14 protein-coding genes and 2 pseudogenes are annotated in these 21,193 nt (G+C 66.6%); 5 read left to right on the plus strand and 11 right to left on the minus strand.

What is annotated here, in order from left to right:
* Positions 1–42 precede the first annotated feature (42 nt).
* A complete protein-coding gene (locus tag BJF89_RS12530) occupies positions 43–483 on the plus strand; it encodes a hypothetical protein (RefSeq protein WP_075815280.1) in 441 nt (146 codons plus the stop codon).
* A 28-nt stretch (positions 484–511) separates the two neighbouring features.
* Here BJF89_RS12530 and ctaD read toward each other — a convergent pair whose 3' ends face one another.
* The 3 genes from ctaD to BJF89_RS12545 all read right to left on the minus strand — a co-directional run bounded on the left by ctaD (position 512) and on the right by BJF89_RS12545 (position 4,192).
* A complete protein-coding gene (gene ctaD / locus BJF89_RS12535; RefSeq protein ID WP_255372638.1) occupies positions 512–2,227 on the minus strand; it encodes a cytochrome c oxidase subunit I in 1,716 nt (571 codons plus the stop codon).
* Between the two features lie 132 nt (positions 2,228–2,359).
* A complete protein-coding gene (locus BJF89_RS12540) occupies positions 2,360–3,274 on the minus strand; it encodes a LysR family transcriptional regulator (protein ID WP_075815281.1) in 915 nt (304 codons plus the stop codon).
* Positions 3,275–3,433: 159 nt separating this feature from the next.
* Positions 3,434–4,192, minus strand: coding sequence for an SDR family oxidoreductase (locus BJF89_RS12545; RefSeq protein ID WP_075815282.1), 759 nt, complete (start codon positions 4,190–4,192; stop codon positions 3,434–3,436).
* 42 nt (positions 4,193–4,234) lie between these two features.
* Between BJF89_RS12545 and BJF89_RS12550 the strand changes: the two genes are divergently transcribed.
* Positions 4,235–4,468: a hypothetical protein gene (locus tag BJF89_RS12550; protein WP_075815283.1), complete on the plus strand. Its 234-nt coding sequence runs from the start codon at positions 4,235–4,237 to the stop codon at positions 4,466–4,468.
* Between the two features lie 93 nt (positions 4,469–4,561).
* Here the strand turns inward: BJF89_RS12550 and BJF89_RS12555 are convergent, their stop codons facing one another.
* Together BJF89_RS12555 and BJF89_RS12560 are read right to left on the minus strand one after the other, a co-directional pair.
* Complete coding sequence (locus BJF89_RS12555; RefSeq protein WP_075815284.1) at positions 4,562–5,515, minus strand: diacylglycerol kinase; 954 nt, start codon at positions 5,513–5,515, stop codon at positions 4,562–4,564.
* A pseudogene (locus BJF89_RS12560) lies at positions 5,515–7,132 on the minus strand (FAD-binding oxidoreductase). The gene BJF89_RS12555 and the pseudogene BJF89_RS12560 overlap by 1 nt, the downstream one beginning before the upstream one ends.
* A 113-nt stretch (positions 7,133–7,245) precedes the next feature.
* Here BJF89_RS12560 and BJF89_RS12565 point away from each other — a divergent pair.
* From BJF89_RS12565 to BJF89_RS12575, 3 genes are all read left to right on the plus strand, one after another.
* A complete protein-coding gene (locus BJF89_RS12565; RefSeq protein WP_075815394.1) occupies positions 7,246–8,853 on the plus strand; it encodes a glycerol-3-phosphate dehydrogenase/oxidase in 1,608 nt (535 codons plus the stop codon).
* 86 nt (positions 8,854–8,939) lie between these two features.
* Positions 8,940–9,653 (plus strand): bifunctional 2-polyprenyl-6-hydroxyphenol methylase/3-demethylubiquinol 3-O-methyltransferase UbiG, encoded by a 714-nt coding sequence (locus BJF89_RS12570; RefSeq protein WP_255372639.1) that lies wholly within the window; start codon positions 8,940–8,942, stop codon positions 9,651–9,653.
* Positions 9,646–10,365, plus strand: a complete 720-nt coding sequence (locus BJF89_RS12575) for a hypothetical protein (protein WP_083650770.1) — start codon at positions 9,646–9,648, stop codon at positions 10,363–10,365. The genes BJF89_RS12570 and BJF89_RS12575 overlap by 8 nt, the downstream gene beginning before the upstream one ends.
* On the opposite strand, the gene BJF89_RS12580 is transcribed toward BJF89_RS12575, so the two are convergent.
* The 6 genes and pseudogenes from BJF89_RS12580 to BJF89_RS12605 all read right to left on the minus strand — a co-directional run bounded on the left by BJF89_RS12580 (position 10,359) and on the right by BJF89_RS12605 (position 21,179).
* Positions 10,359–12,899, minus strand: a complete 2,541-nt coding sequence (locus BJF89_RS12580) for an acyltransferase family protein (protein ID WP_075815285.1) — start codon at positions 12,897–12,899, stop codon at positions 10,359–10,361. The genes BJF89_RS12575 and BJF89_RS12580 overlap by 7 nt on opposite strands.
* A gap of 121 nt (positions 12,900–13,020) precedes the next feature.
* The gene (locus BJF89_RS12585) at positions 13,021–15,531 is read right to left on the minus strand and encodes an acyltransferase family protein (RefSeq protein WP_075815286.1); all 2,511 of its coding nucleotides are present in this window, start codon (positions 15,529–15,531) and stop codon (positions 13,021–13,023) included.
* Positions 15,532–15,571: 40 nt separating this feature from the next.
* The gene (locus BJF89_RS12590) at positions 15,572–17,533 is read right to left on the minus strand and encodes an acyltransferase family protein (protein WP_075815287.1); all 1,962 of its coding nucleotides are present in this window, start codon (positions 17,531–17,533) and stop codon (positions 15,572–15,574) included.
* Positions 17,534–17,640: 107 nt separating this feature from the next.
* A pseudogene (locus BJF89_RS19675) lies at positions 17,641–18,096 on the minus strand (acyltransferase family protein); the annotation flags it as partial.
* Positions 18,097–18,136: 40 nt separating this feature from the next.
* Positions 18,137–20,404 carry an acyltransferase family protein gene (locus BJF89_RS12600; RefSeq protein ID WP_075815289.1) on the minus strand — a complete coding sequence of 756 codons (2,268 nt, stop codon included), beginning with the start codon at positions 20,402–20,404 and terminating at the stop codon, positions 18,137–18,139.
* A gap of 196 nt (positions 20,405–20,600) precedes the next feature.
* Entirely contained in the window at positions 20,601–21,179 is a 579-nt protein-coding gene (locus BJF89_RS12605) for a GNAT family N-acetyltransferase (RefSeq protein WP_075815290.1), read from the minus strand.
* Positions 21,180–21,193: the final 14 nt, after the last annotated feature.

Here is a 21,193-nt window from a genome sequence, read left to right on the forward strand (position 1 = left end):
ATGGTTCTAAGCCAACCACTTCACCAGCAGAAAGTATGGGCCATGACCCTTTCACCCGTCTCGCACCGCCTCAAGGCCGGTATCGCCGCTGTCATCGTCACACCCGCCCTCGTCTTCGCCCCCACTGCGGTCGCAGACTCTTCCCAGGACGAGGGGAGCCTGTCCGACTCCTCCCTGCCCGCCGACCTGGTCAGCAGCCTGAACGGCACCAAGGCCGGACCTTTCGACGCACTCGGAAGCCTGGGCGGTATCGGTGGTGGCGAGATCGGCGCGGCCGTCACTGTCGTCACCGCACTGCTCAACGCCGGGGTCAGCGTCGGCGACATCATCACGATCTTCATGGCACTGCAGGGTGCCGGTGTGAGCATCAGCGACATCATCGCCGTATTCTCTTTCCTCGCCGATAATCCGGCCGCCCTGAAGACCGTCCTCTTCCTCATCGAACAGGGGTGGATCACCCAGGTGCTGGCACTCATCCGCTGACCCTGGACATATGATGGTGCCGACTCTCCTAGGTACCGCTAGAAGTGGCGTCCCACGTGGCTTCCTCGCGGGCGGTCTTCACCATGTGCGGGTGATGCAGCTCGAAGGCCGGACGCTCCGACCGGATCTTCGGCATCGAGGTGAAGTTGTGCCGCGGCGGCGGGCAGGACGTCGCCCACTCCAGCGAATTGCCGTAACCCCACGGGTCGTCCACGGTGACGACCTCACCGTAGCGCCACGACTTGAACACATTCCACACGAAGGGAAGCACCGAAACGCCCAACAGCAGTGCGCCGATCGTGGAGACCTGGTTCAACAGGGTGAACCCGTCGGAATCCAGGTAGTCGGCGTAACGACGGGGCATACCCATGCTCCCCAACCAGTGCTGCACCAGGAACGTGGTGTGGAAACCGATGAAGGTCAGCCAGAAGTGGATCTTGCCCAGCTTCTCGTCCAGCATGCGGCCGGTCATCTTCGGGAACCAGAAGTACACACCCGCGTAGGACGCGAACACCAGGGTGCCGAACAAGGTGTAGTGGAAGTGGGCGACCACGAAATAGGAGTCCGACAACTGGAAGTCCAGTGCCGGCGACGCGAGCATCACACCGGTCAGACCACCGAACAGGAAGGTCGCGAAGAAACCGACCGCGAAGATCATCGGCGTCTCGAAGGTGATCCGCCCCTTCCACATCGTGCCCAGCCAGTTGAAGAACTTCATCCCGGTCGGCACAGCAATCAAGAAGGTCATGAAACTGAAGAACGGCAGCAGCACCGCACCGGTGACGAACATGTGGTGCGCCCACACCGCCAGTGACAGCGCGGCGATCGACAGGGTGGCGAACACCAGACCGACGTAACCAAACATCGGCTTACGGGAGAACACCGGGAAGATCTCCGAGACGATGCCGAAGAACGGCAGGGCCAGGACATAGACCTCAGGATGGCCGAAGAACCAGAACAGGTGCTGCCACAGGATCGCGCCACCGTTGGCCGAGTCGTAGATGTGCCCGCCGAGGATGCGGTCGTAGAGCACGCCGAGGGCTGCAGCGGTCAGCAGCGGGAAGATCAGCAACACCAGCAGCGACATGACCAGGATATTCCAGGTGAAGATCGGCAGCCGGAACATCGTCATCCCCGGAGCACGCAGGCACAGGATCGTGGTGATCATGTTGACTGCAGAGGCGATCGTCCCCACGCCGCCGACACCGACACCGATGATCCACAGGTGTGAACCCACACCCGGAGAGTGGATGGCGTCGGCCAGCGGCATGTACATCGTCCAGCCGAAGTCCGCCGCACCACCCGGCGTCAGGAAGCCGGACAACATGATGATGCCACCCCACGTGGTCAGCCAGAATCCCAGCGCATTCAACCGGGGGAAGGCCACGTCCGGTGCACCGATCTGCAGCGGCATCACGTAGTTCGCGAATCCGAACACCAGGGGGCTGCCGAACAGCAGCAGCATGATGGTGCCGTGCATGGTGAACAGCTGGTTGAACTGCTCATTGGACAGGAACTGCAGACCCGGGTGGAAGAGCTCCACACGGATCAGCAGTGCCATGAGGCCACCGATGAAGAAGAAGAGGAAGGCCATCACGATGTACATGATGCCGAGCTGCTTGTGGTCGGTCGTGGTCAGCAGCGCCCACGCGTGACCGCCCTTACGGGATCGGCCACCATGGGGCCGGCTCTCGGGCCGGAGGTGAGGGGTGTTCTTCTTCTCGGATGGGGCAACGGCAGTCAACGGTCCAAACCTCCTGAAGCGTCGGTGGCGGACTCTTGCCCGGTCGTCAGCCGGTGCCGTCACACGGTGTCGGTAAACCGACTATAGGTTTGGCGCGTTTTCGCTGGTGAGGCCGTAAACCTTATGGGGTAATCACTTGTTCTTATGTGACCACGGCGACACGGTGGTGAGGTACTTCGCAAGGGAGTCCAGGTAGACGGCACTCGCCGAGCCCGGATCCCACACCAGCTCGTAGAACATCTCTACCTGTGTCCCGTCCTCCCGGACGATGCGACGTGAGGCCATTCCCTCCTTGACGTGCCGCTCCGGAAGGACGACTGAACCCATCCCCTTGTCGGCCCAGCCGGGCAGGGCACTGCAGTGGGTGACCTCCATCTCCGCACGTTTCATCGACCGTCCGGCCTCGGCGAACATGTCAGACACCATGCGGGTGATTCCACAGCCGTGACGGCACAGGATCAACTCGCGTTCGGCGAGTTCGTCGACGGTGATCGTCTCGCCCGCCCCCTCGTCCGTCGGGTCCACCAGCACCAGGTAGTCGGAATCGATCAGGCGGTGACTGTACCCGGGCAGGGACCCGAGTGCCGGCACGATGATCATGTCGAGGCTCCCCGCCTGCAGGAACTCCTCCAGTGGTTCCAGCTCAGCCTCCAACAGCATCACGTCGTGACCGGTGGCCAGGGCATTCGGGCCGTGGATGGCGTCTTTGAGCTGCCCGACGATGGTCTTGTCGATCTTCGGGGAGATTCCCACCCGCACGGTGCCGGAACGGCTGGAGGTGAAGGACTCCGCCTCGACTTCCATCCGGGTCACGTCGGTGATGATCTGTTTGATGCGGGGCAGCATCGCAGCCCCGAACGCCGTCGGCGACGTCCCCCGGGGGTTACGGAGGAAGATGCGCCCGCCGAGATGTTCCTCGAGTTTGGCGATGCTGATGGACAATGCCGGCTGGGTGACCCCGAAACGACGCGCGGCTGAGCTGAACGATCCCGTGTCCGCCACCGCGTCAGCGTAGCGCAGGGATTCAAGTGTGAGTCTGGCATTCATGATGTTTTCATCCTATGACCGCTGACCTGCACCATAAAACATTGTCCATAAACAACAGCGATAACAACATAACCGGCACCGGTGACGGAGGTCTCATCGTCCCGCGATCCTGCCCTGCACCGCAGTGCCGGCCGGGTCCGTCCCCGCCGACAGCGACGGTTACGCCTGGTCAGTCGGCCGGATCATGATGGTGTCCACGTCCATGTGCGCCGGACGGTCCGCCACCCACCGGATGGTCTCTGCGATGTCCTGGGCCGTCAGGTTCAGAACGTCGTCATAGACCTGCCGTGCCCGTTCCTCGTCACCCTTGAACCGGTTGAGGCTGAAGTCCGTCGCCACCCGCCCGGGGTCGACCTGACAGACACGCACCCCTTGCTCCGCGAACTCCATACGCATCACATCGGACAGTGCGGTCTCCCCGAACTTCGCGGCGTTGTAGCCCGCTCCGCCCCGGTAGGCACCCCTCCCTGCAATGGAGACCACGTTGATGACCTGTGGCGCAGCCGTGCGAGTGAGCTCGGGGAAGAGCGCCTGGGTCACCTGGAGCGTACCGATCACGTTGGCCTCGTACATCCACCGCCAGTCGTCGACGTCCCCGTCCAGCACCGGGTCCAGCCCCCGGGCTCCACCGGCGTTGTTGACCAGCAGGTCAGCGCCGCCGAGGTCGTGGACGGTGGATGCCAGCGCGTCGACGCTCACCCGGTCGGTGACGTCGACCTCCACCACGTGGGCCGTCGCGTCCGGGGCGTCGTGCGCAATACGCCCGGCCACCTCCCGGAGCTTCTCGGGACGTCGGGCCGCGAGGACGACGTCCCACCCGTCGGCGGCGAGGGCGACGGCGGTGGCCTCACCGATGCCGGCGGAGGCACCGGTCACGATGGCGAGGCGGCGTCCTGAACTGTCTGTCTTATTCGTCATATGCCCGAGAATAGCCGTTCCGGTGACATAGAATCACCGGTTATGAAGCTCCCGAACATGCTCAACGCCCGCGTCACCCGCGCCCAGATCGACCACCCCGTGGTGGCGGCGAAGGTGATCCGGAAACTCACCGGATCCAGTGGGAAGAAGAAGGGTGCCGGGAACGGCTCTGCGGCCGCGTCCCCCACCGCTCCCGCCCCCACGCGGTACTCCCTGACACGGACCAACGGCATCGATGCCGCGAAGGTCGCCGCCGGAGTCCCGGCCGTCCACTAGCCCGGTGAGACCGGAGGGGCTGACACCGATGCCCCAGGGTGGCAGGGGACAGAGAAACCACCCTGGAACGTCCGTCCCAGCGCAGCATCCCGCCTACGGACGCGGCACCAGGTGCCGTCCCGCCCCCGGAACGACCTCCACGTCCATCGGCAGGGGTGCGAACATGTCACCGTCGGCGTAGCCGTTGATCTGCTGGCCGCCGCGGTCGGTCATCTCGATGCGCACCTTCTTCGCCCGGTAGGTGTGCACCCCCTTCTCCTCCACGAAGCTGCCGTCGAAGATCTTGATGAACTTCAGGGCCGCCTTCGTCCGGCCCATCCGTTCCAGCACGGTGATGTCCAGGATGCCGTCATGGTGGTCGGCGTCGGGGCAGATGAGCATGCCACCGCCGTAGCTCTTCGTGTTGCCCATCGCGACCAGGGTCATGTTCTCCTCGATCACCTTCTCATCCGCCGTCCCCGGCTCCAGCACCAGCCGGGTGGGGATCGAGTGGAAGTTGAGGAACTCGGCGACGATGGAGATGTTGTACCGCATCTGCCCCTTCGGCCAGCTGATGCGGTTGGTCCGGTCAGAGACCAGCGAGTCGAAGCCGGCACAGGCGATGGTGCCGAACCAGTGCTCCTCCCCGGCATCGTTGCGCATCCGTCCCAGGTCCGTGGTGGTACAGAACCCCCGGGCGACAATGTCCGCCGCGCGGCGTGGATGGGTCGGGATACCGTACTCGCGTGCATGGTCGTTACCCGTGCCCGCCGGGATGATGCCCAGCGGGGTGGACGACCCTGCCTGTTCCTGCAGCGCCAGGTTGATGAGTCCATCACCACCGCACACGACCAGCGCGTCGATCTCCTCCTCGGCGACCATGCGTCCGGCCAGCTCGCGGGCCCCCTCGGGCGATGCTCCCTGGATACTGACCACGTCAATGCCGTGGTCGGCGAAACGGTCCCGGGCCACCTCGGCAGCCGTCCCTGCACCTCCTTTACCCGCGTGGGGGTTGGTCAGCAGGGCTACGCGCTTCAGGTCGACGTGCCCGACCTCGTAAGTGTTCATCAGGATGCTCCGATCAGGGTTCCGGGGTTCATGATGCCGGCCGGGTCCAGCTTGTTCTTCACCGTCCGCAGGATCTCGACCCCGAGCTCCCCGATCTCCGCCGACATGAAGGGCCGGTGGTCCGCGCCGACGGCGTGGTGGTGGGTGACTGTCCCGCCGTTCTCGGTGAGTGCCCGGGTCACGGCTGTCTTCGCGGTGCGCCACTGTGCCACCGGGTCCCCCTTCTGTGCGGCGACGATGGTGAAGTACAGCGAACAGCCCTCGGCGTAGACGTGGGAGACGTGGCACATGATCAGGGCCATCGTTCCCGAGGTGTTCAGGGTCTCGGCCAGCGCATCGCCGACGGCCTTCTTCAACCGGGGGACATTCGACCAGTCGGTGCAGGTCTCCAGGGTTTCGCACAGCGCGCCGGAGTCCAGCAGGGAGTCGCGCAGCACCGGGGCGTTGAACCGTCCCTGCTCCCAGTGGCGCGCGGGGTCCTCCCCCACACTGGTCGCCCCCATGGAGAGCAGCAGGTCGCGTGTCTCCTTGTGACGGGACGCCGTGTGTTCCTCGGTGCCTTCGTACATGGTGATGCACATGCATCCGGGCGGCGCGCTGGATTCGCCGGCCTTGTCCCCGGAGGAGAGGTTGATCGAGGACTCGATCTCGTCGGACAGGCGGATCACCGTCGGCCCCGTCCCGGTCTGCTTCACTGCCCGCAGTGCGGCCACGCCCGTGGTGAAGTCGGGGAAGGTGAAGGCCTCGTAGCGCTTGACCTGCGGGACCGGGTGGACCCGCACGCGGACCCGGGTGACCACGCCGAAGGTGCCCTCCGAGCCCATTACCAGCTCACGCAGGTCCGGGCCGGCGGCGGACGCCGGCGAGGCATGTCCGACGGTCATCACACCGACCGGGGTCACCATGGTGAGCTCACGCACCATGTCGTCGAAACGCCCGTACCCGGCGGAGTTCTGTCCGGAGGAGCGGGTCACCGCATAGCCGCCGATGGTCGCGTAGGGGAAGGACTGCGGGTAGTGGCCAATCTGCAGCCCGTGTTCGGCGAGCAGCAGTTCGGCCGCCGGTCCGGTCAGGCCGGCACCGAGGGTCGCGAGACCGGATTCGACGTCGACGTCCGTCAACTCGTCGAAACGGGCGAGGTCCAGGCTCACCACTGCGCGGAAGGTACGTGTCCCGTCGGTGTCGGTCGGGGTCAACCCGCCGACCACGGAGGTGCCACCACCGAACGGGACCACGGCGATGCCTTCGGCCGAGCAGAACTCCAGGATCGCCAGCACCTCATCGTCGGTCCCCGGCGCGAGGACGGCGTCCGGTGCGGAGATGACGTGCGGGCGTCCGGCACGCCATTCCAGCAGGTCCAGCGACGACTTCCCGCGGGCACGGGGCGCACGCTGGTCTCTCGACGGACATGCGGGACTCCCCGACGATATCGGCGAAGGCCCGGAGGTCCGTCTCCGACAACCGGACGGGACTCAGCGTGACGGCATCGACGGGGAGGTCCTTCGCGGCGGTGGCGCCGGCCTCCTCCCGCACTCCCATCAGGGTCCCGAGCATGGACCGCGTCGAATCACCCAGGGGCTTCGCCTCGTCGACGGTGCCCCACAAATTGAACTTCATCGGCGGCACGGGGACAGAGCTCAGATTGTTCATGTCTGAAAAGATACCCGGTGCAGTCGCTTTTGATCGGGAAACGGCGGCTTCCGTCTTATCCACCGCATATGCTCGACACCATGCCGCATTTCAACGCCACCGCCGCCAGACTCAACGCCACCCGCCGTGCCCACGAGCTCGACGGGCTCCGCAACGGCACCGACGGCACCACCCACGTCGACCTGGTCGTCATCGGCGCGGGAGTCACCGGCGCCGGAGTCGCCCTGGACGCCGCAACCCGCGGTCTGGACGTCCTGATCGTCGACGCCCACGACATCGCCTTCGGCACGTCGCGCTGGTCATCCAAGCTCGCCCACGGTGGGCTGCGCTATCTCGCCACCGGCAATGTCGGCATCGCGCGGCGCTCCGCCCTGGAACGCGGCATCCTCATGGGCACCACTGCGCCGCACCTGACCCACGCGGTCACCCAGGTGGTGCCGGTGCAGGACCGCTACACCACCGGCCAGAAGACGGCACCGCGGGTCGGGTTCATCGCCGGCGACGCGCTCCGCATCGCCGCACGCACACCGTCGAGCACGCTGCCCCCGTCGCGGACCGTCAGCCGACAGCGCGTCGCCGAACTCTGTCCGGCCGTCGACACCTCCGACCTACGCTTCGGCTACGTCAACCATGACGGCCAGCTCGTCGACGACGCCCGCCTGGTCACTGCCCTGGTGCGTACCGCCGCCGGATACGGCGCCCGGGTACTCACCCACTGCCGTGCCGTCGAGGCCCACGGGGACAGGGTCGTCCTGCAGGACGCCCTGGACGCCACATCGTCGCCGGTCACGGTCACCGCCGGCGCCGTGGTCAACGCCACCGGCGTCTGGGCGGGGCATCTCGACCCGCAGGTCACGGTGCGTCCGTCCCGCGGCACCCACCTGGTCATCGACGCCGCCGCGGTCGGCAACCCGACCGGTGCGCTGACCGTACCGGTCCCCGGCCACAGCAGCCGCTTCTGCTTCATCCTCCCCGAACAACTCGGACGCTGCTACATCGGCATCACCGACGAGGATCTCGGCACCGACACCATCCCGGACGTCCCCGAGGTCCCGGACTCCGACGTGCAGTGGATTCTCGACGTGGTCAACCAGGCCCTCGCCGTGGACCTCACGACCGACGACGTGCTCGGCGCCTTCGCCGGACTCCGCCCCCTGGTGCAGTTCAATGACTCGGCAGAGGGGTCCACCGCCGACCTCTCCCGCGAGCACGTCATCCTCACCGGTGAGGGCGAGGACGCCACCTTCATCACCGTGACCGGCGGGAAGCTCACCGAGTACCGGTTGATGGCGGAGCAGACCGTGGACCTCGTCGTCGACAAGCTCCGCGACACCGGCTCCACCCCTGGTCCGTGCGTCACGACGTCACTTCCCCTCGTGGGAGCTCCCGGTGCCCCCGGTGTCGATGACGTACGCTCCAGTGACCTCGCCGGACTGCCGACCTCGATGGTCGACCGCTTCGGTCACGAGGCCCCGGCCGTCCTGCGGACCTGCCCGGTGGACCGGCCACTGGAGCCGGTCGCGCCGGGCATCGACACCGTCCGCGCGGAGTTCGCCTGGCACGTCACCCACGAAGCCGCACTGACCGTGGAGGATCTCATCGACCGTCGTTCCCGTATCGGTCTCGTCGACGCTGACCGCGAGGCCTGCCTGGCGACAGCACAGGAGATTCTCGACGCCGTGGGGTGACACAGCGTCTGAACAACCCCACACAACTTCCGCGTCGCACAGAACGTTGCGTCGACGGGTCCGTCCCTGCTGGCATACTGGTGGGCATGAGTCCCATCCAGCCCATGTCAGTACCGTCAGTACCGTCAGTACCCTCAGTACCTGAGTCCAGTCAGGCGACGGGAAACACCTCCACCACCTGGGCGTCCGTCACGGGTGCGGACCCGGCCCACTCGCAGCGCTACATCGCCCGGTGGGAAGGGTTCGAGCACGAGGGCAAGGACATCGACGGCGAGGCACGTCTGATCGACGCGATGGCCTCCCGGCACGCCCGGATTCTCGACGCCGGCTCCGGGACGGGGCGTGTCGCCGTGAGTCTCGCCGCCCGCGGCCACGTCGTCTCCGCCGTCGACATCGACCCCCAGCTCGTCGAGTACGCCCGCGAACGCTACGCCGGTTCCGGTGTCGAGTGGCATGTCGGTGACCTCGCCTCGTCCGACGACGTCCCGACGGGTCCTTTCGACATCATCGTCTCCGCCGGCAATGTCCTGGCCTTCATCCCCGACGCCGCCCACCGGCAGGCCCTCGGCGTCCTGGCTTCCCGGCTGGCCCCGGCCGGGCGACTCGTCGTCGGGTTCGGCCTGTCGCGGGGGCGTTCCGTCGAGGCCTTCGAGCAGGATGTCGCCGCAGCGGGTCTGCACACCGTCCAGCGGTTCTCCTCCTGGGAACTGCATCCCTTCCACGACGGTGAGAACGCCAGCGACTTCATGGTCGCCGTCCTCCAGCGGTCCGATGTCGACGGGGGTGGCGACGATGAGTGAGTCAGACCCCGCAGCCGACTCTGCAGCCGCCTCCGTGGCCCAGGTCGTGTTCCGCCACGATCCGACGAGTGCGCCGCAGTGGACCTACTACGGTATCAACGCCCCGATGACCGGCAGCGCCCAGAAACTGTCCGAGGCGAAGTACGCCGCCACCCGCGACCTCCAGTTCCTGTCCGGCGAGGAGAAGCCGGCGATGCGCAGCTACGCCGAGTGGGCGGTCGAGCAGGAGACCAGCCCGGAAGGGATGCCGCGCTCCGCCCCTGCCATGTACGTGCGGTCACTGCAGGACGAGGACACCAACCAGCGTCTCCACCGCCAGAATCTGGCGCAGGCCTACCTGGAGGGGATCCGGTCCACGCCCGAGATCAGGACCTCCCTGCCCGCACTCATCGCCGGAGACACCGATGATGACCGGAGCAGTGACGGGAACGGCGGGACGCACGCCGCCATGGACGGCGCCGACGGACCGGCCGACGTCATCCTCGTGACCCTCTTCCCCACGGATCTGCTGGGGGACGCTCTGCTCAACCTGACCGCGATGGACACCGTCATCTTCTGCCTGCCCGACGGCGACTCCCTGGGCTTCCTCCCGGTCGCCGGGGCCGACGTCTGGCCGTCCGACGGCTCCGAGGGCATGCTGGAACGCTACGGGCTGGATGAGTTCGCCACTGTCCAGGACCTCATGGACGCCAGCGACGGAGACTCTCAGTAGGGCGGCGCGTAACCGTAGCCCGGATCCACGTAGCCGGGGTCCACGTAGCCCGGATCGACATATCCCGGATCCACGTAGCCGGGGTCCACATAGCCTGGGTCCACCCACCCCTGGTCCGGCACCGGGGCGGGATCCGGCTCAGGCGGTGCTGCCGGTGCTGCCGGTTCATCACCCTCGGCACCGGGCTCCCCGACGGCTCCCTCCTCCCCCGGTTTCGGCAGACGGAAGACGTCCTTCTGCACGTCGCCGTCCGGTGTCGCGGGTGCCATGGCATCCGCCTCCTCGGCGGCACGGCGGGACTCCTCCACCGCCTCGGGGTCGTACATCTGGCGGGAGATCTCGGGGGCGAGCATGGCGGCGAAGAGGTTGGTGAAGTGCTGGGCATCACGGTAGACCAGCACATTACCCACCACTCCAGGGCAGCGTCCGTCCCGGCACACCGCGTCGGTGACGTCGATGTTCGTCAGGTCGAGACCACGGTAGGCACCCAGGGCGGGGTTCACCGGGGCCAGCGACTCCGCCTCATCGACACCGCAGTCCTCTCCACGGTCTTCGGCGACGCACAGGCGGGCATTGCCCTGGACACCGGGGGAGTCCAGGACCCACGGGGTGTCACGCATACCCCAGGTGTGGATTCCGGCGTCCGAGAGACGACGCACCATCTCGACGTACTCCGGCGGCACCTGGTCCGGGCCGTCCCCCTCGATGGTGGTGGGCCGCGTGACCGTCATGAAGATGCCCTCCGACGGTGGGTTCTCGAAGATGTAGTCCTCGGCCTTCTGCTGCCATTCGCGGCACTCCGGGTAGTCCGAACCGTCCCACTTGGGGATGTCCATGCCGATCACACAGCCCAGCTTGAGGATCGGGACGATCTTGAAGTGGCGCTGCTTGGCGATGAGGTCCAGGGCGGGCAGATAGTGCTCGGAGTGGGAACCGCCGACGAGGTACATGGTGCGGTCGGCGTCGACGTCGCCGTACTCGCAGGGTTCGTCCTCCTCGTTGAACCACTTCGTCATCACCAGGTCGGTGTGGTCGAAGTGGGCCAGGCAGCCGTCCTTCAGGGTGTCCGCGAGCATCGGTGCGTCGTCGGACGGATCCGGCAGGACGGGAAGGCCGTCGGGGACGTCAGCGTCCTCGAGATAGGCGTTCGGTCCGGGGTACTCGGCGGGGTCGACGTCCTGCACACTGAGTGCCTGGGCGCGGTCGTCGATACGGGCCTGGACGATCGGTGCGAAGGCGAACACCGCACCGGTGGCCAGGATGATCACCAGGGTGGCCACGAGTTTTCCCCGGGAGCGCAGCGACGCCCGCCAGTAGCCGCGGTCGAACAGCATCCACGACCGGTGTGGCTTGGACTTCTGCCGCAGCGGAGTCTCCACCAGACGCAGCGTCAGCCAGGCCAGCAGCAGCGACAGCACGATCACGCCCGTACCGACGACCGCTCCCTCCAGCGTCCCGAGTGTGGCCGTGATCCCCCGCAGCCCACCGGCCTGTGACGCGGTGGAGGTGGAGAACCAGAAGGTCGCCAGGGTCAGCAACGGCCAGTGCCACAGGTACAGGCTGTAGGAGATGCGGCCCAGGAACTGGAAGAACCGTCCGTCCAGCATCCTGCTGACACCGGTGGACGGGGCGGGGGCCGAGACCCCGTCCGTGGACTCCGGGTTCCCCGCGAAGATGACCAGCATGGCACCGGCCAGCGGGACCAGCGTCCAGGGGCCGGGGAACTGCGCCGCACCGTCGAGGAAGAGACCGGTCACGATGATCAGGACCAGGCCCACCAGGCCCGCCGGCCAGCGGATCCAGCGCAGCGTCCGGGGGATGGTGATTCCCAGCAGCCAGATGCCGAACAGTCCGCCCAGACCGATCTCCCAGAACCGGGACAGCGGCGAGTAGTAGTTCAGGGCCTGGTCGTGCTGACCGAGCCAGGTGGCGTAACCGAAGCTGGCCAGCGTGCCGGCGACGAGCAGCCAGTGCAACAGCGTGGCCCCGGCCTTCGCCCGCTTCCGGAACAGCGCTGCCAGCAGGGCGATGACCAGCAGGGAGCCGACGTAGATCTGCATCTGCACCGACATCGACCAGATGTGCTGGTACAGACTGACGTCCCGGTTGATCGCCGTGTACTCCTGGCCCTCACTGGCCAGGTGGAAGTTCTGTACGTAGAGCAGGGACGACGTCGCGTCCGTGCCCGCGTTCACCCAGCGGACCTCGGCGTAGACCACCACCGCCAGGATGAGGGTCACCCCGACGACCGCGATCAACGCCGGGTAGAGGCGCCGGAAGATACGCAGGAACGACTGCAGGACGGTGAGCCCCGACGGGTTCAGTGCGTTACGGAACTGCGGGGCGAAGAAGAAGATTCCACCGACGAGCAGGAAGACGTCCACGCCGGATGAGACGCGTCCGACGAAAACATGGAAGATGACGACCAGTGCGATCGCCAGGCCACGGAGCCCGTCAATGTCCCGGCGGTGCGACGGCCGGGGACGTCCGGCGGACGCTCTGTTCGTCCCTGGCTGCGTGGTGGAAGAGTTCATGGCGCGCTACAGCATACCGCCCCGTACGCCGGTTTCAGAACACATCCAGGCCGCGGAGCGTTACACGGGGGTGTCGGCGACTGCAGGACGGCCCAGGTGAACGGGGTTGACCAGAGGGGCGTCAGTACGGCGGCGCGTAGGCGGGCTCGCCCCAGCCGGGGTCGACGTATCCCGACCCGCCCCAGCCCGGATCCACGACGACCGGTGGCGCGGGATCGGGCACGACGGGGACCTGCGGCTTCGGCAACCGGTACACGTCCTTCGGTGCCAAGGCCGGGGCCGTCGCCCCTGCCCCGTCCCCGTCCGTCGCCCGCACGGCGGCTGCGACGACACGTTGCTGTTCCTCGGACGGGTCCGGCTCGTACATCTGGCGTTCGACCTCCGGGGCCATCATCGTCACCCAGGTCGGCGTGAAGTGGTTCCCGTCCCGGTAGACGAGCACATTGCCGACGACAGCAGGGCAGACGCCGTCCCTGCAGTAGGCGGCGGTGAGGTCGATATGGGTGATGTCCAGTCCGCTGTAGGCGTCGAGGGCGGGGTTACGCTCGAGGAGCCCGCCGGCGGACGGCCCGCACTCGGCGGGGTCACCGCCGTCCGCGACGCACAGCAGCGAGTTGCCCAACGTCCCGTCGGACTGCCGCCAGGGGTTGTCCCGCACACCCCAGGTGTGGATGCCGGCCTCGGTGAACGTCCGGACCGTGTCGACATAGCCGTCCGGCACCTGGTCCGGCCCGGCACCGGTGCGCGCCGTGGGACGGGTCGAGGCCATGAAGACCCCGTCGGTCGGTGGGTTGTCGAGGATGTAGTCCTGCGCTTTCTGCTGCCAGGTGTAGCACTCCCCGTAGTCTCCGCCACTCATACGCTCGATCTTCATGCCGAGGACGCACCCCATCTTCACCAGCGGCACGATCTTGATCCCCCGCTCTCGTCCGATGACGTCCAGTGCGGGGAGGAAATGTTCGGAGTGTGACCCGCCCGCAAGGTACATGGTGCGGTCGGAGTCCGTGTCGCCGTAGGCGCAGGGAACATCAGAGGCGCCTTTGTCGTGGGTGAGGATCAGGTCCTCCCCCTCGACTCCGACCAGACAGCCGTCGAGTGAAATCTCCGGCAGCATGGTCTCGGGGTCGAAGACCGGGGCGGGCTGCACGTCGACGCCGTCGGGGACGGGCATGTCCTCCAGGAAGGCCCGCGGGCCCGGGTAGTCCCCGGATTCAGGGCCGTCGACGCCGGCCACGAGGGTGGGGGGACGGACGGTACCCATCTGCACCAGGCGTTCCGAGGACAACACCACCGCGCTGACGACGACCAGTGCCGCCACGGTGACGACCTTCGCCCGGGAGCGCAGCAGGGACGCCCAGTACCGACGGTCCCACAGTATCCAGGAGCGTTCCGGTTTCCCTTTCTGTCGCAACGGGGTCTCCACGTACCGGTGCGTGCCCCACGCCAACAGCAGTGACAGGGCGATCACACCGGTGCCGACGACGACACCCCGTCCGGTCCCCAGTGTCGCGGTGATACCGGCGAGACCGCTCCCCTCCCCCTCACTCTGCCCCTGCGTGCCGGTGGTCTCGGAGAACAGGTAGGTCGCCAGGACCAGCAAGGGCCAGTGCCACAGGTACAGTCCGTAGGAGGTCTTCCCCAGGAACTGGAACAGGCGGCCCTCCAGGAGGCGGGTCACACCGACCGAGGCGATGGTGCGGCCTTCCGCAGCAGCGCGGATGCGGTCACCGTCGGGCTCCGTCACCGGCGTGCCCGCCACAATGACGAGCATCGCACCGGCCAGCGGGACGACGGTCCAGGGCCCGGGGAGCTGCGACGCACCGTCCAGGACGAGGCCGGTGGCGATAATCAGCACCAGACCGGTGACCCCGGCTGGCCAACGCAGCCACCGCCATATCCAGGGGATACCGCGGCCGACCATCCAGATGCCGAACAGGCCGCCCAGGCCGATCTCCCAGAACCGGGACAACGGCGAGTAGTAGTTCGCCGCCTGGTCGTGGAACCCAAGCCACACGGCGTAGATGAAACTCAGCAGAGTGGCCACCGACAGCGTGCGGTGCAGAATCCGGGAGCCCACTCGGCCTCTGCGCCGGAAGAGGGCGGCCAGCACCACGATGGCCAGCAGGGATCCGAGGTAGATCTGCATCTGCACCGACATCGACCAGATGTGCTGGAAGAGACTGACGTCCCGGTTGACGGCGGAGTACTCCTTGCCCTCGGCGGCAAGGTGCAGATTCTGGACGTAGAGCAGGGAGGACGCCGCGTCACCGCCGGCCTGCGCCCACCGGGAGACCGGGTAGATGATGAGCGTGAGCACCATCACCAGCGACACCACGGTGAGCAGCGCCGGGTAGAGCCGCCGGACGATGCGCAGCACTGACTGCACCGGGGTCAGCCCGGCCGGGTTCAGCGCGTTGCGGATCTGCGGCGCGAAGAAGAAGATGCCGCCGATGAGCAGGAAGACGTCGACGCCGGCGGACACTCTGCCGACGAAGACATGGAAGATCACGACCAGGGCGATGGCCAGCCCACGCAAGCCGTCGATGTCACGACGGTGGGTACGACGGTCCGACCGGCGTCCACCGAGGACGGGTGCCGACCGGGTCCGGGAGTCTGGGTATGTCGACTTCATGTCGGACTAGATATTAAGTCCATTCTCAGCCCATAACCGCCTACGACACTCCGGTCAGGCAATACTGCTCAGTATGCCGGAGCCCAGCCAGGGTCGACGTACCCCGGGTCGACGTAGCCCGGGTCGACCCAACCGGAGTCCGGCGCGGCCGGCGCCGCCGGTTCCTCTGGCGTCTCCGGTTCAACGTAACCGTCCTCACCCGGCTTCGGCAGCCGGAAGACGTCCTGGCCGGCACGCGTCCCCGCATCTCCTGCGTCCTCATCTGCCGCCGCTGCAGCTTCGGCGCCTGGGACTGTTCGACCTGGGCCTCCGGGTCGAACATCTGGCGGCTGATCTCAGGGGCCAGCAGCTCCGAGAACCTGTCGGTGAGGTGCTGGGTGTCGCGGTAGACCAGCACATTGCCCACCACACCGGGGCAGCGCCCGTCACGACACACCGCGGGGGTCAGGTCGACGTGGGTCACGTCCAGACCGTCAAGAGCGGAAAGCGCGGGGTTCGCCGGGAGAAGGGCGTCGTCCTGTGCGACCCCGCAGTCACCATCGCGTTCCTCAGCGGTACAGACCCGCGCATCGAGCTGTTTGCCAGGGCCGGTCATCAACCAGGGGGTGTCGCGCACGCCCCAGGTGTGGATACCGGCGTCGGAGAACCTGCCGATCACGTCGACGTACTCGGGCGGGATCAGGTCCGGCCCGTCACCACGGATGGTGGTCGGACGGGTCACGGTCATGAAGACCCCGTCGGTCGGCGGATTGTCGACGATGTAGTCCTGGGCCTTCTGCTGCCATTCCGCGCACTCCGGGTAGTCGTCGCCGCTGACGCGCGGAAGTGCCATACCGACCACGCACCCCATCTTCAGGACCGGCACGATCCGGATGCCCTGCTCCTGCCCGATCTCGTCCAGCGCCGGCAGGAAGTGCTCGGAGTGCGAGCCTCCGGCGAGGTACATCGTGCGGTCGGAGCCGGTGTCACCATAAGCACAGGGTTCATCGGAGTCGTTGAAGTCCTCGGTGAGGATGAGCTCGGTCTCCGAGAAACCGGCGAAGCAGCCGTCGTCCTGGGTCTTCGGCATCATGGGGCCGACCTCGGTGGTGTCGGGGACGACCTCGACGCCGTCGGGGACCTCGGCATCGTCGAGGAATGCGGCGGGCCCGGGATAGTTGTCGACGTCGAGAGGTTCGGTCGCCAGTGTGGCGGCGCTGGTCTCGTTGTAGGTCGAGACCGTCGGCCCGAAGACCATCACGGCGACACTGGCGACGACCATGACGGCGGCGACGGAAACCTTTCCTCTGCTCTGCGTCGCGGCGCGCAGATAAGCGCGGTCGCCGACGACCCACGAGCGTCGGGGGCGACGGGTCTGCTGCAACGGCAGTTCGATGAACCGTAACGTCAACCAGGCAAGAAGCAACGACCCGACGATGACACCCGCACCGACCGCTGCCCCGGTACTCCCTCCCAGGGTGGCCGTCACTCCCTGCAGTCCGTCGGCGGCGGACGACGAAGACTCCGCAGTCTCGGCACCGGAACCACCGGCGACGAGGAAGGTGACCAGAGTGAGGATCGGCCAGTGCCACAGGTACAGGCTGTAGGCGGTGCGTCCCAGGAACTGGAACGGCGCGGTGGACAACAGCGCAGTCACACCGGTCGTACGGGCGTCCCACTCCCCCGCGACCGGGTTCCCGGAGAGGATGACGAGCATCGCACCCGCCAGCGGCACCAGCGTCCAGGGCCCGGGGAACTGCGCCGCGCCATCCAGGAACAGCCCCGTCCCGATGATCAACGCCAGACCGACCACACCGGCGATCAGCCGCAGCCTCCGCCACACCGTAGGAAGGACACGCCCCAGAACCACCATGCCGAACAGGCCGCCCAGGCCGATCTCCCAGAACCGGGACAACGGCGAATAGTAGTTCGCCCCCTGATCATGACCGCCCAACCAGGTGGCGTAGACGAAACTCGCCACCGTGGCCACACCCAGCAGGAAGGCGAAGGTACCAGTCGCCACGCGGGACGTCCCTGGTCGTCCCGTCGTGAACGCCGGCGGAACACCACGGCCACCAGCGCGATCACGATGAGCGCCCCCAGATAGATCTGCATCTGCACCGACATCGACCAGATGTGCTGGAAGACGCTGACATCGGTACTGATGGACGCGTAGTCGTTGCCCTGGGCACTGAGATTCAGGTTCTGCAGGTACAGCAGGGATGCCGCAGCATCCATTCCGGCGTCCGACCAGCGCACCGGCGCGTAGACCACCAGTGCCGCAATGAGGGACACCCCCACCACCGTGACCAACGCCGGGTACAGACGACGGAATATCCGTAGGAACGACTGCACCACCGTCAACCCCGCAGGATTCAGCGCATTACGGATCTGCGGACTGAAGAAGAAAATCCCGCCCAACAGCAGGAACACGTCCACACCCGCCGACACCCGGCCGACGAACACGTGGAACACCACCACCAACGCAATCGCCAGACCACGCAGACCGTCGATGTCGGTGCGCCGGAGTGCAGAACGGGGTGCCGGGGCAGTCCGTTCCTGGACAAATGGTTCTCTGCCGTTCATAACCGGTACAGCATGCCACCCGCGACGGGCAGGGCGAAAACTACGGCAGCGGCGTTTCCGGCAGTGCCGGGGGCGCGTCGTACATCTGCCGACTGATCTCCGGGGCCAGCAGTGAGGAGAACAACGAGGTGAAGTGCTGCCCGTCCCGGTACACCAGTACATTGCCCACGACCGCCGGGCAGCGGCCGTCGCGACACAGTGCCGGAGTGAGGTCCAGCGGGGTCATGTCCAGGCCCTGGTACGCCTCCAACGCCGGGTTCACCGGAGCCATGCTGGTCTCCTCTGCGATACCGCAGTCACCGTCAACGCCTTCGGCGACGCAGAGCCGGGCGTTGCCCTGGACCCCTGGTCCTGCCATGTGCCACGGGGTGTCCCGCACACCCCAGGTGTGGATGCCGGCGTCGGTGAGCCGCTGCACCATGTCGATGTACTCGACGGGAACCATGTCCGGACCGTCTCCCTCGATCATGGTCGGGCGGGTCACCGGCATGAACACCCCGTCCGTCGGAGGGTTCTCGAAAATGTACTGCTGGGCCTTGTCATTCCATTCCGCGCACTCGGGGTACGGGTCACCGCTGAGATGAGGCAGATTCATCCCCAGGACGCAGCCCATCTTAAGGATCGGGACGATCTTGATGCCCTGCTCCTCACCGATCGTCTCGAGAGCGTTGAGGTAATGCTCGGAGTGCGACCCGCCGGCGAGGTACATGGTGCGGTCGGAGTTCACGTCCCCGTACGCACACGGGGTGTCGGTGGAGTTGAATTGCTGGGTGAGGATCACATTGGATTCCGCGAACCCGGAGAAGCATCCGTCGGGCTGTGTGTCAGGGAGCATCTCCTCCTCACCGACAGCGGGGTCGGGTTGCACCGGCATGTCATCCGGAACCGGCACGTCCGCGAGGAAAGCAGCCGGGCCAGGGTAGTCGGCAGGATCGACGTCATCGGCGTCGGTGGCGGCCGCCTGCTCGTTGCGGTGTTCGATCACGGGCCCGAAAGACACGACCCCGACCGTCGCGATGACCATGACCAGTGCAGACACAGCACCAATGACACCGCGACGCCCGCGGACCGACTGGCGCACGTAGGCCGGACTCAGCGCCATGGAGCGCGCGGGCTTGGCCCGTTGACGCAGCGGAGTCTCGATGAGCCGGTACGTCGCCCACGCCAGCAGAACGGACGTCACGACCACCACCGTGCCGACCACGATCCCCTCCCCGTTCCCGAGGGTGGCGGTGATGCCGTTGAAGAACGCACCCGCACCTCCCCCGGGTTCGGCGACATCGGCGCCGTCTGACATCAGGTAGGTCACGAGGACAAGCGCCGGCCAGTGCCAGAGGTACAGGCTGTAGGCGATACGCCCGAGGAACTGGAACGGCGCGGTGCACAACAGCATGGTCACCCAGGACGGGGACGACGGGGATGACGCGGCAGACTCCGCGTCGTCACCCTCCACCGGATTCCCGGCCAACACCACCAACACCGCACCCGCCAACGGCACCAGCGTCCAGGGCCCGGGGAACTGCGCCGCACCATCCAGGAACAGACCTGTGCCGATGATCAACGCCAGACCAGCCACCCCGGCGACGAGCCGGAGCTGTGCCCACGCCGCCGGCAGCACACGTCCCAACAACCAGATACCGAACAGCCCACCCAGGCCGATCTCCCAGAACCGGGACAACGGCGAATAGTAGTTCGCCCCCTGATCATGACTGCCCAACCACGTGGCGTAACCGAAGCTCGCCACCGTGGCACCCACCAGCAACCAGTGCAACACCTGTGAACTGGAGCGGACGTGACGCTGGAACATCGCAGCCACCAGCGCAATGACCAGCAGCGAGCCCAGGTAGATCTGCATCTGCACCGACATCGACCAGATGTGCTGGAAGACGCTGACCTCACGGTTGACCGCGGAGTATTCCTGCCCGAGATTGGCCAGGTGCAGATTCTGCACGTACAGCAGCGACGAGGCGGCATCCTCACCGACCTCGGGCCAACGCACCCTGTTGAATATCATCAGTGCGCTGACGACGGCGACGGTGACGACGGTGATCAGTGCCGGGTACAGGCGACGGAAAATGCGCAGGAACGACTGCACCACCGTCAACCCCGCAGGATTCAGCGCATTACGGATCTGCGGACTGAAGAAGAAAATCCCGCCCAACAGCAGGAACACGTCCACACCCGCCGACACCCGGCCGACGAACACGTGGAACACCACCACCAACGCGATCGCCAGACCACGCAGGCCATCAATGTCCCTGCGGTGGCCCCGGTACTGATTTCCGCGTTGCGTCTGTGTCGAATCCATAGCGGTCCACATGTTATCGTCACGGGCCGCTCACACCCGGGAAGCCCCGCCGCCGGGGTGTGACAGATACCCACTCTGTCAGATATCGCACCCCAACATCAGCTTCAGAAAAACTGACCTGGGACTTTCATTTATTAAGCTTCTTAAGGGGTGCGAATGGTGACCAGACTTGAGAAAAGGTCGGGCGTCACCATAACTAGGCCCCGAACGCGGGGTGGTAGGTCACCACCGCGTGCGGATAGGACGATTCCCCGTCCAACCGCAGCGCCTGGAAGTAGGCGGCACTCTCCTGCGGCAGCCCCTCCATGACGAGGCCTTCACGGGCCGCGAACCCGAAACGGTCGTAGTACGTCGGGTCGCCGAGGAGGACGACACCGGTGGCGTCCTCGGCGGTGTCGAGAATCTCCAGCGCCGACCGCATCAGAGCTGCACCGATACCCTCTCCCTGGTGAGCAGGGGACACGGACAACGGTCCGAGCCCGAACCACCGGCCGGACACCTCGCCGCCGGTGGCGGTCAGGGTCACCGGGGACGCGGCGATGTGGCCGATCACCCAGCCGGAGCGCACCGCGACCAAGGACAGGGTCAGCGCGTCCGCCTCACGCAGCGCATCGATGATCGCAGGCTCATGCCCGTCGGATTGCTCGATGCCGTCGAACGCGGCGGCGGTGAGCGAACGGATCTCACCGGCATCGCCTCCGTCAGCGGCCTCGGGGCGGATCACCGGCAGACCCTGAGGGCCGCCTGCGTTCTTGTCCGGAGCATGCGTGTTCATGCCCCCGATTCTAC

This window comes from Corynebacterium sp. CNJ-954, assembly GCF_001942345.1.
GTDB lineage: Bacteria > Actinomycetota > Actinomycetes > Mycobacteriales > Mycobacteriaceae > Corynebacterium.

What these genes read in the sequence shown, in the direction of transcription:
- BJF89_RS12605 (WP_075815290.1), bottom strand. Translation starts at nt 21,179, where the DNA reads ATGAACACGCATGCTCCGGACAAGAACGCAGGCGGCCCTCAGGGTCTG.
- BJF89_RS12555 (WP_075815284.1), bottom strand. Translation starts at nt 5,515, where the DNA reads ATGAACACTTACGAGGTCGGGCACGTCGACCTGAAGCGCGTAGCCCTG.
- BJF89_RS12570 (WP_255372639.1), top strand. Translation starts at nt 8,940, where the DNA reads ATGAGTCCCATCCAGCCCATGTCAGTACCGTCAGTACCGTCAGTACCC.
- BJF89_RS12530 (WP_075815280.1), top strand. Translation starts at nt 43, where the DNA reads ATGACCCTTTCACCCGTCTCGCACCGCCTCAAGGCCGGTATCGCCGCT.
- BJF89_RS12540 (WP_075815281.1), bottom strand. Translation starts at nt 3,274, where the DNA reads ATGAATGCCAGACTCACACTTGAATCCCTGCGCTACGCTGACGCGGTG.
- BJF89_RS12575 (WP_083650770.1), top strand. Translation starts at nt 9,646, where the DNA reads ATGAGTGAGTCAGACCCCGCAGCCGACTCTGCAGCCGCCTCCGTGGCC.
- BJF89_RS12585 (WP_075815286.1), bottom strand. Translation starts at nt 15,531, where the DNA reads ATGAAGTCGACATACCCAGACTCCCGGACCCGGTCGGCACCCGTCCTC.
- BJF89_RS12580 (WP_075815285.1), bottom strand. Translation starts at nt 12,899, where the DNA reads ATGAACTCTTCCACCACGCAGCCAGGGACGAACAGAGCGTCCGCCGGA.
- BJF89_RS12545 (WP_075815282.1), bottom strand. Translation starts at nt 4,192, where the DNA reads ATGACGAATAAGACAGACAGTTCAGGACGCCGCCTCGCCATCGTGACC.
- BJF89_RS12565 (WP_075815394.1), top strand. Translation starts at nt 7,246, where the DNA reads ATGCCGCATTTCAACGCCACCGCCGCCAGACTCAACGCCACCCGCCGT.
- BJF89_RS12600 (WP_075815289.1), bottom strand. Translation starts at nt 20,404, where the DNA reads ATGGATTCGACACAGACGCAACGCGGAAATCAGTACCGGGGCCACCGC.
- BJF89_RS12550 (WP_075815283.1), top strand. Translation starts at nt 4,235, where the DNA reads ATGAAGCTCCCGAACATGCTCAACGCCCGCGTCACCCGCGCCCAGATC.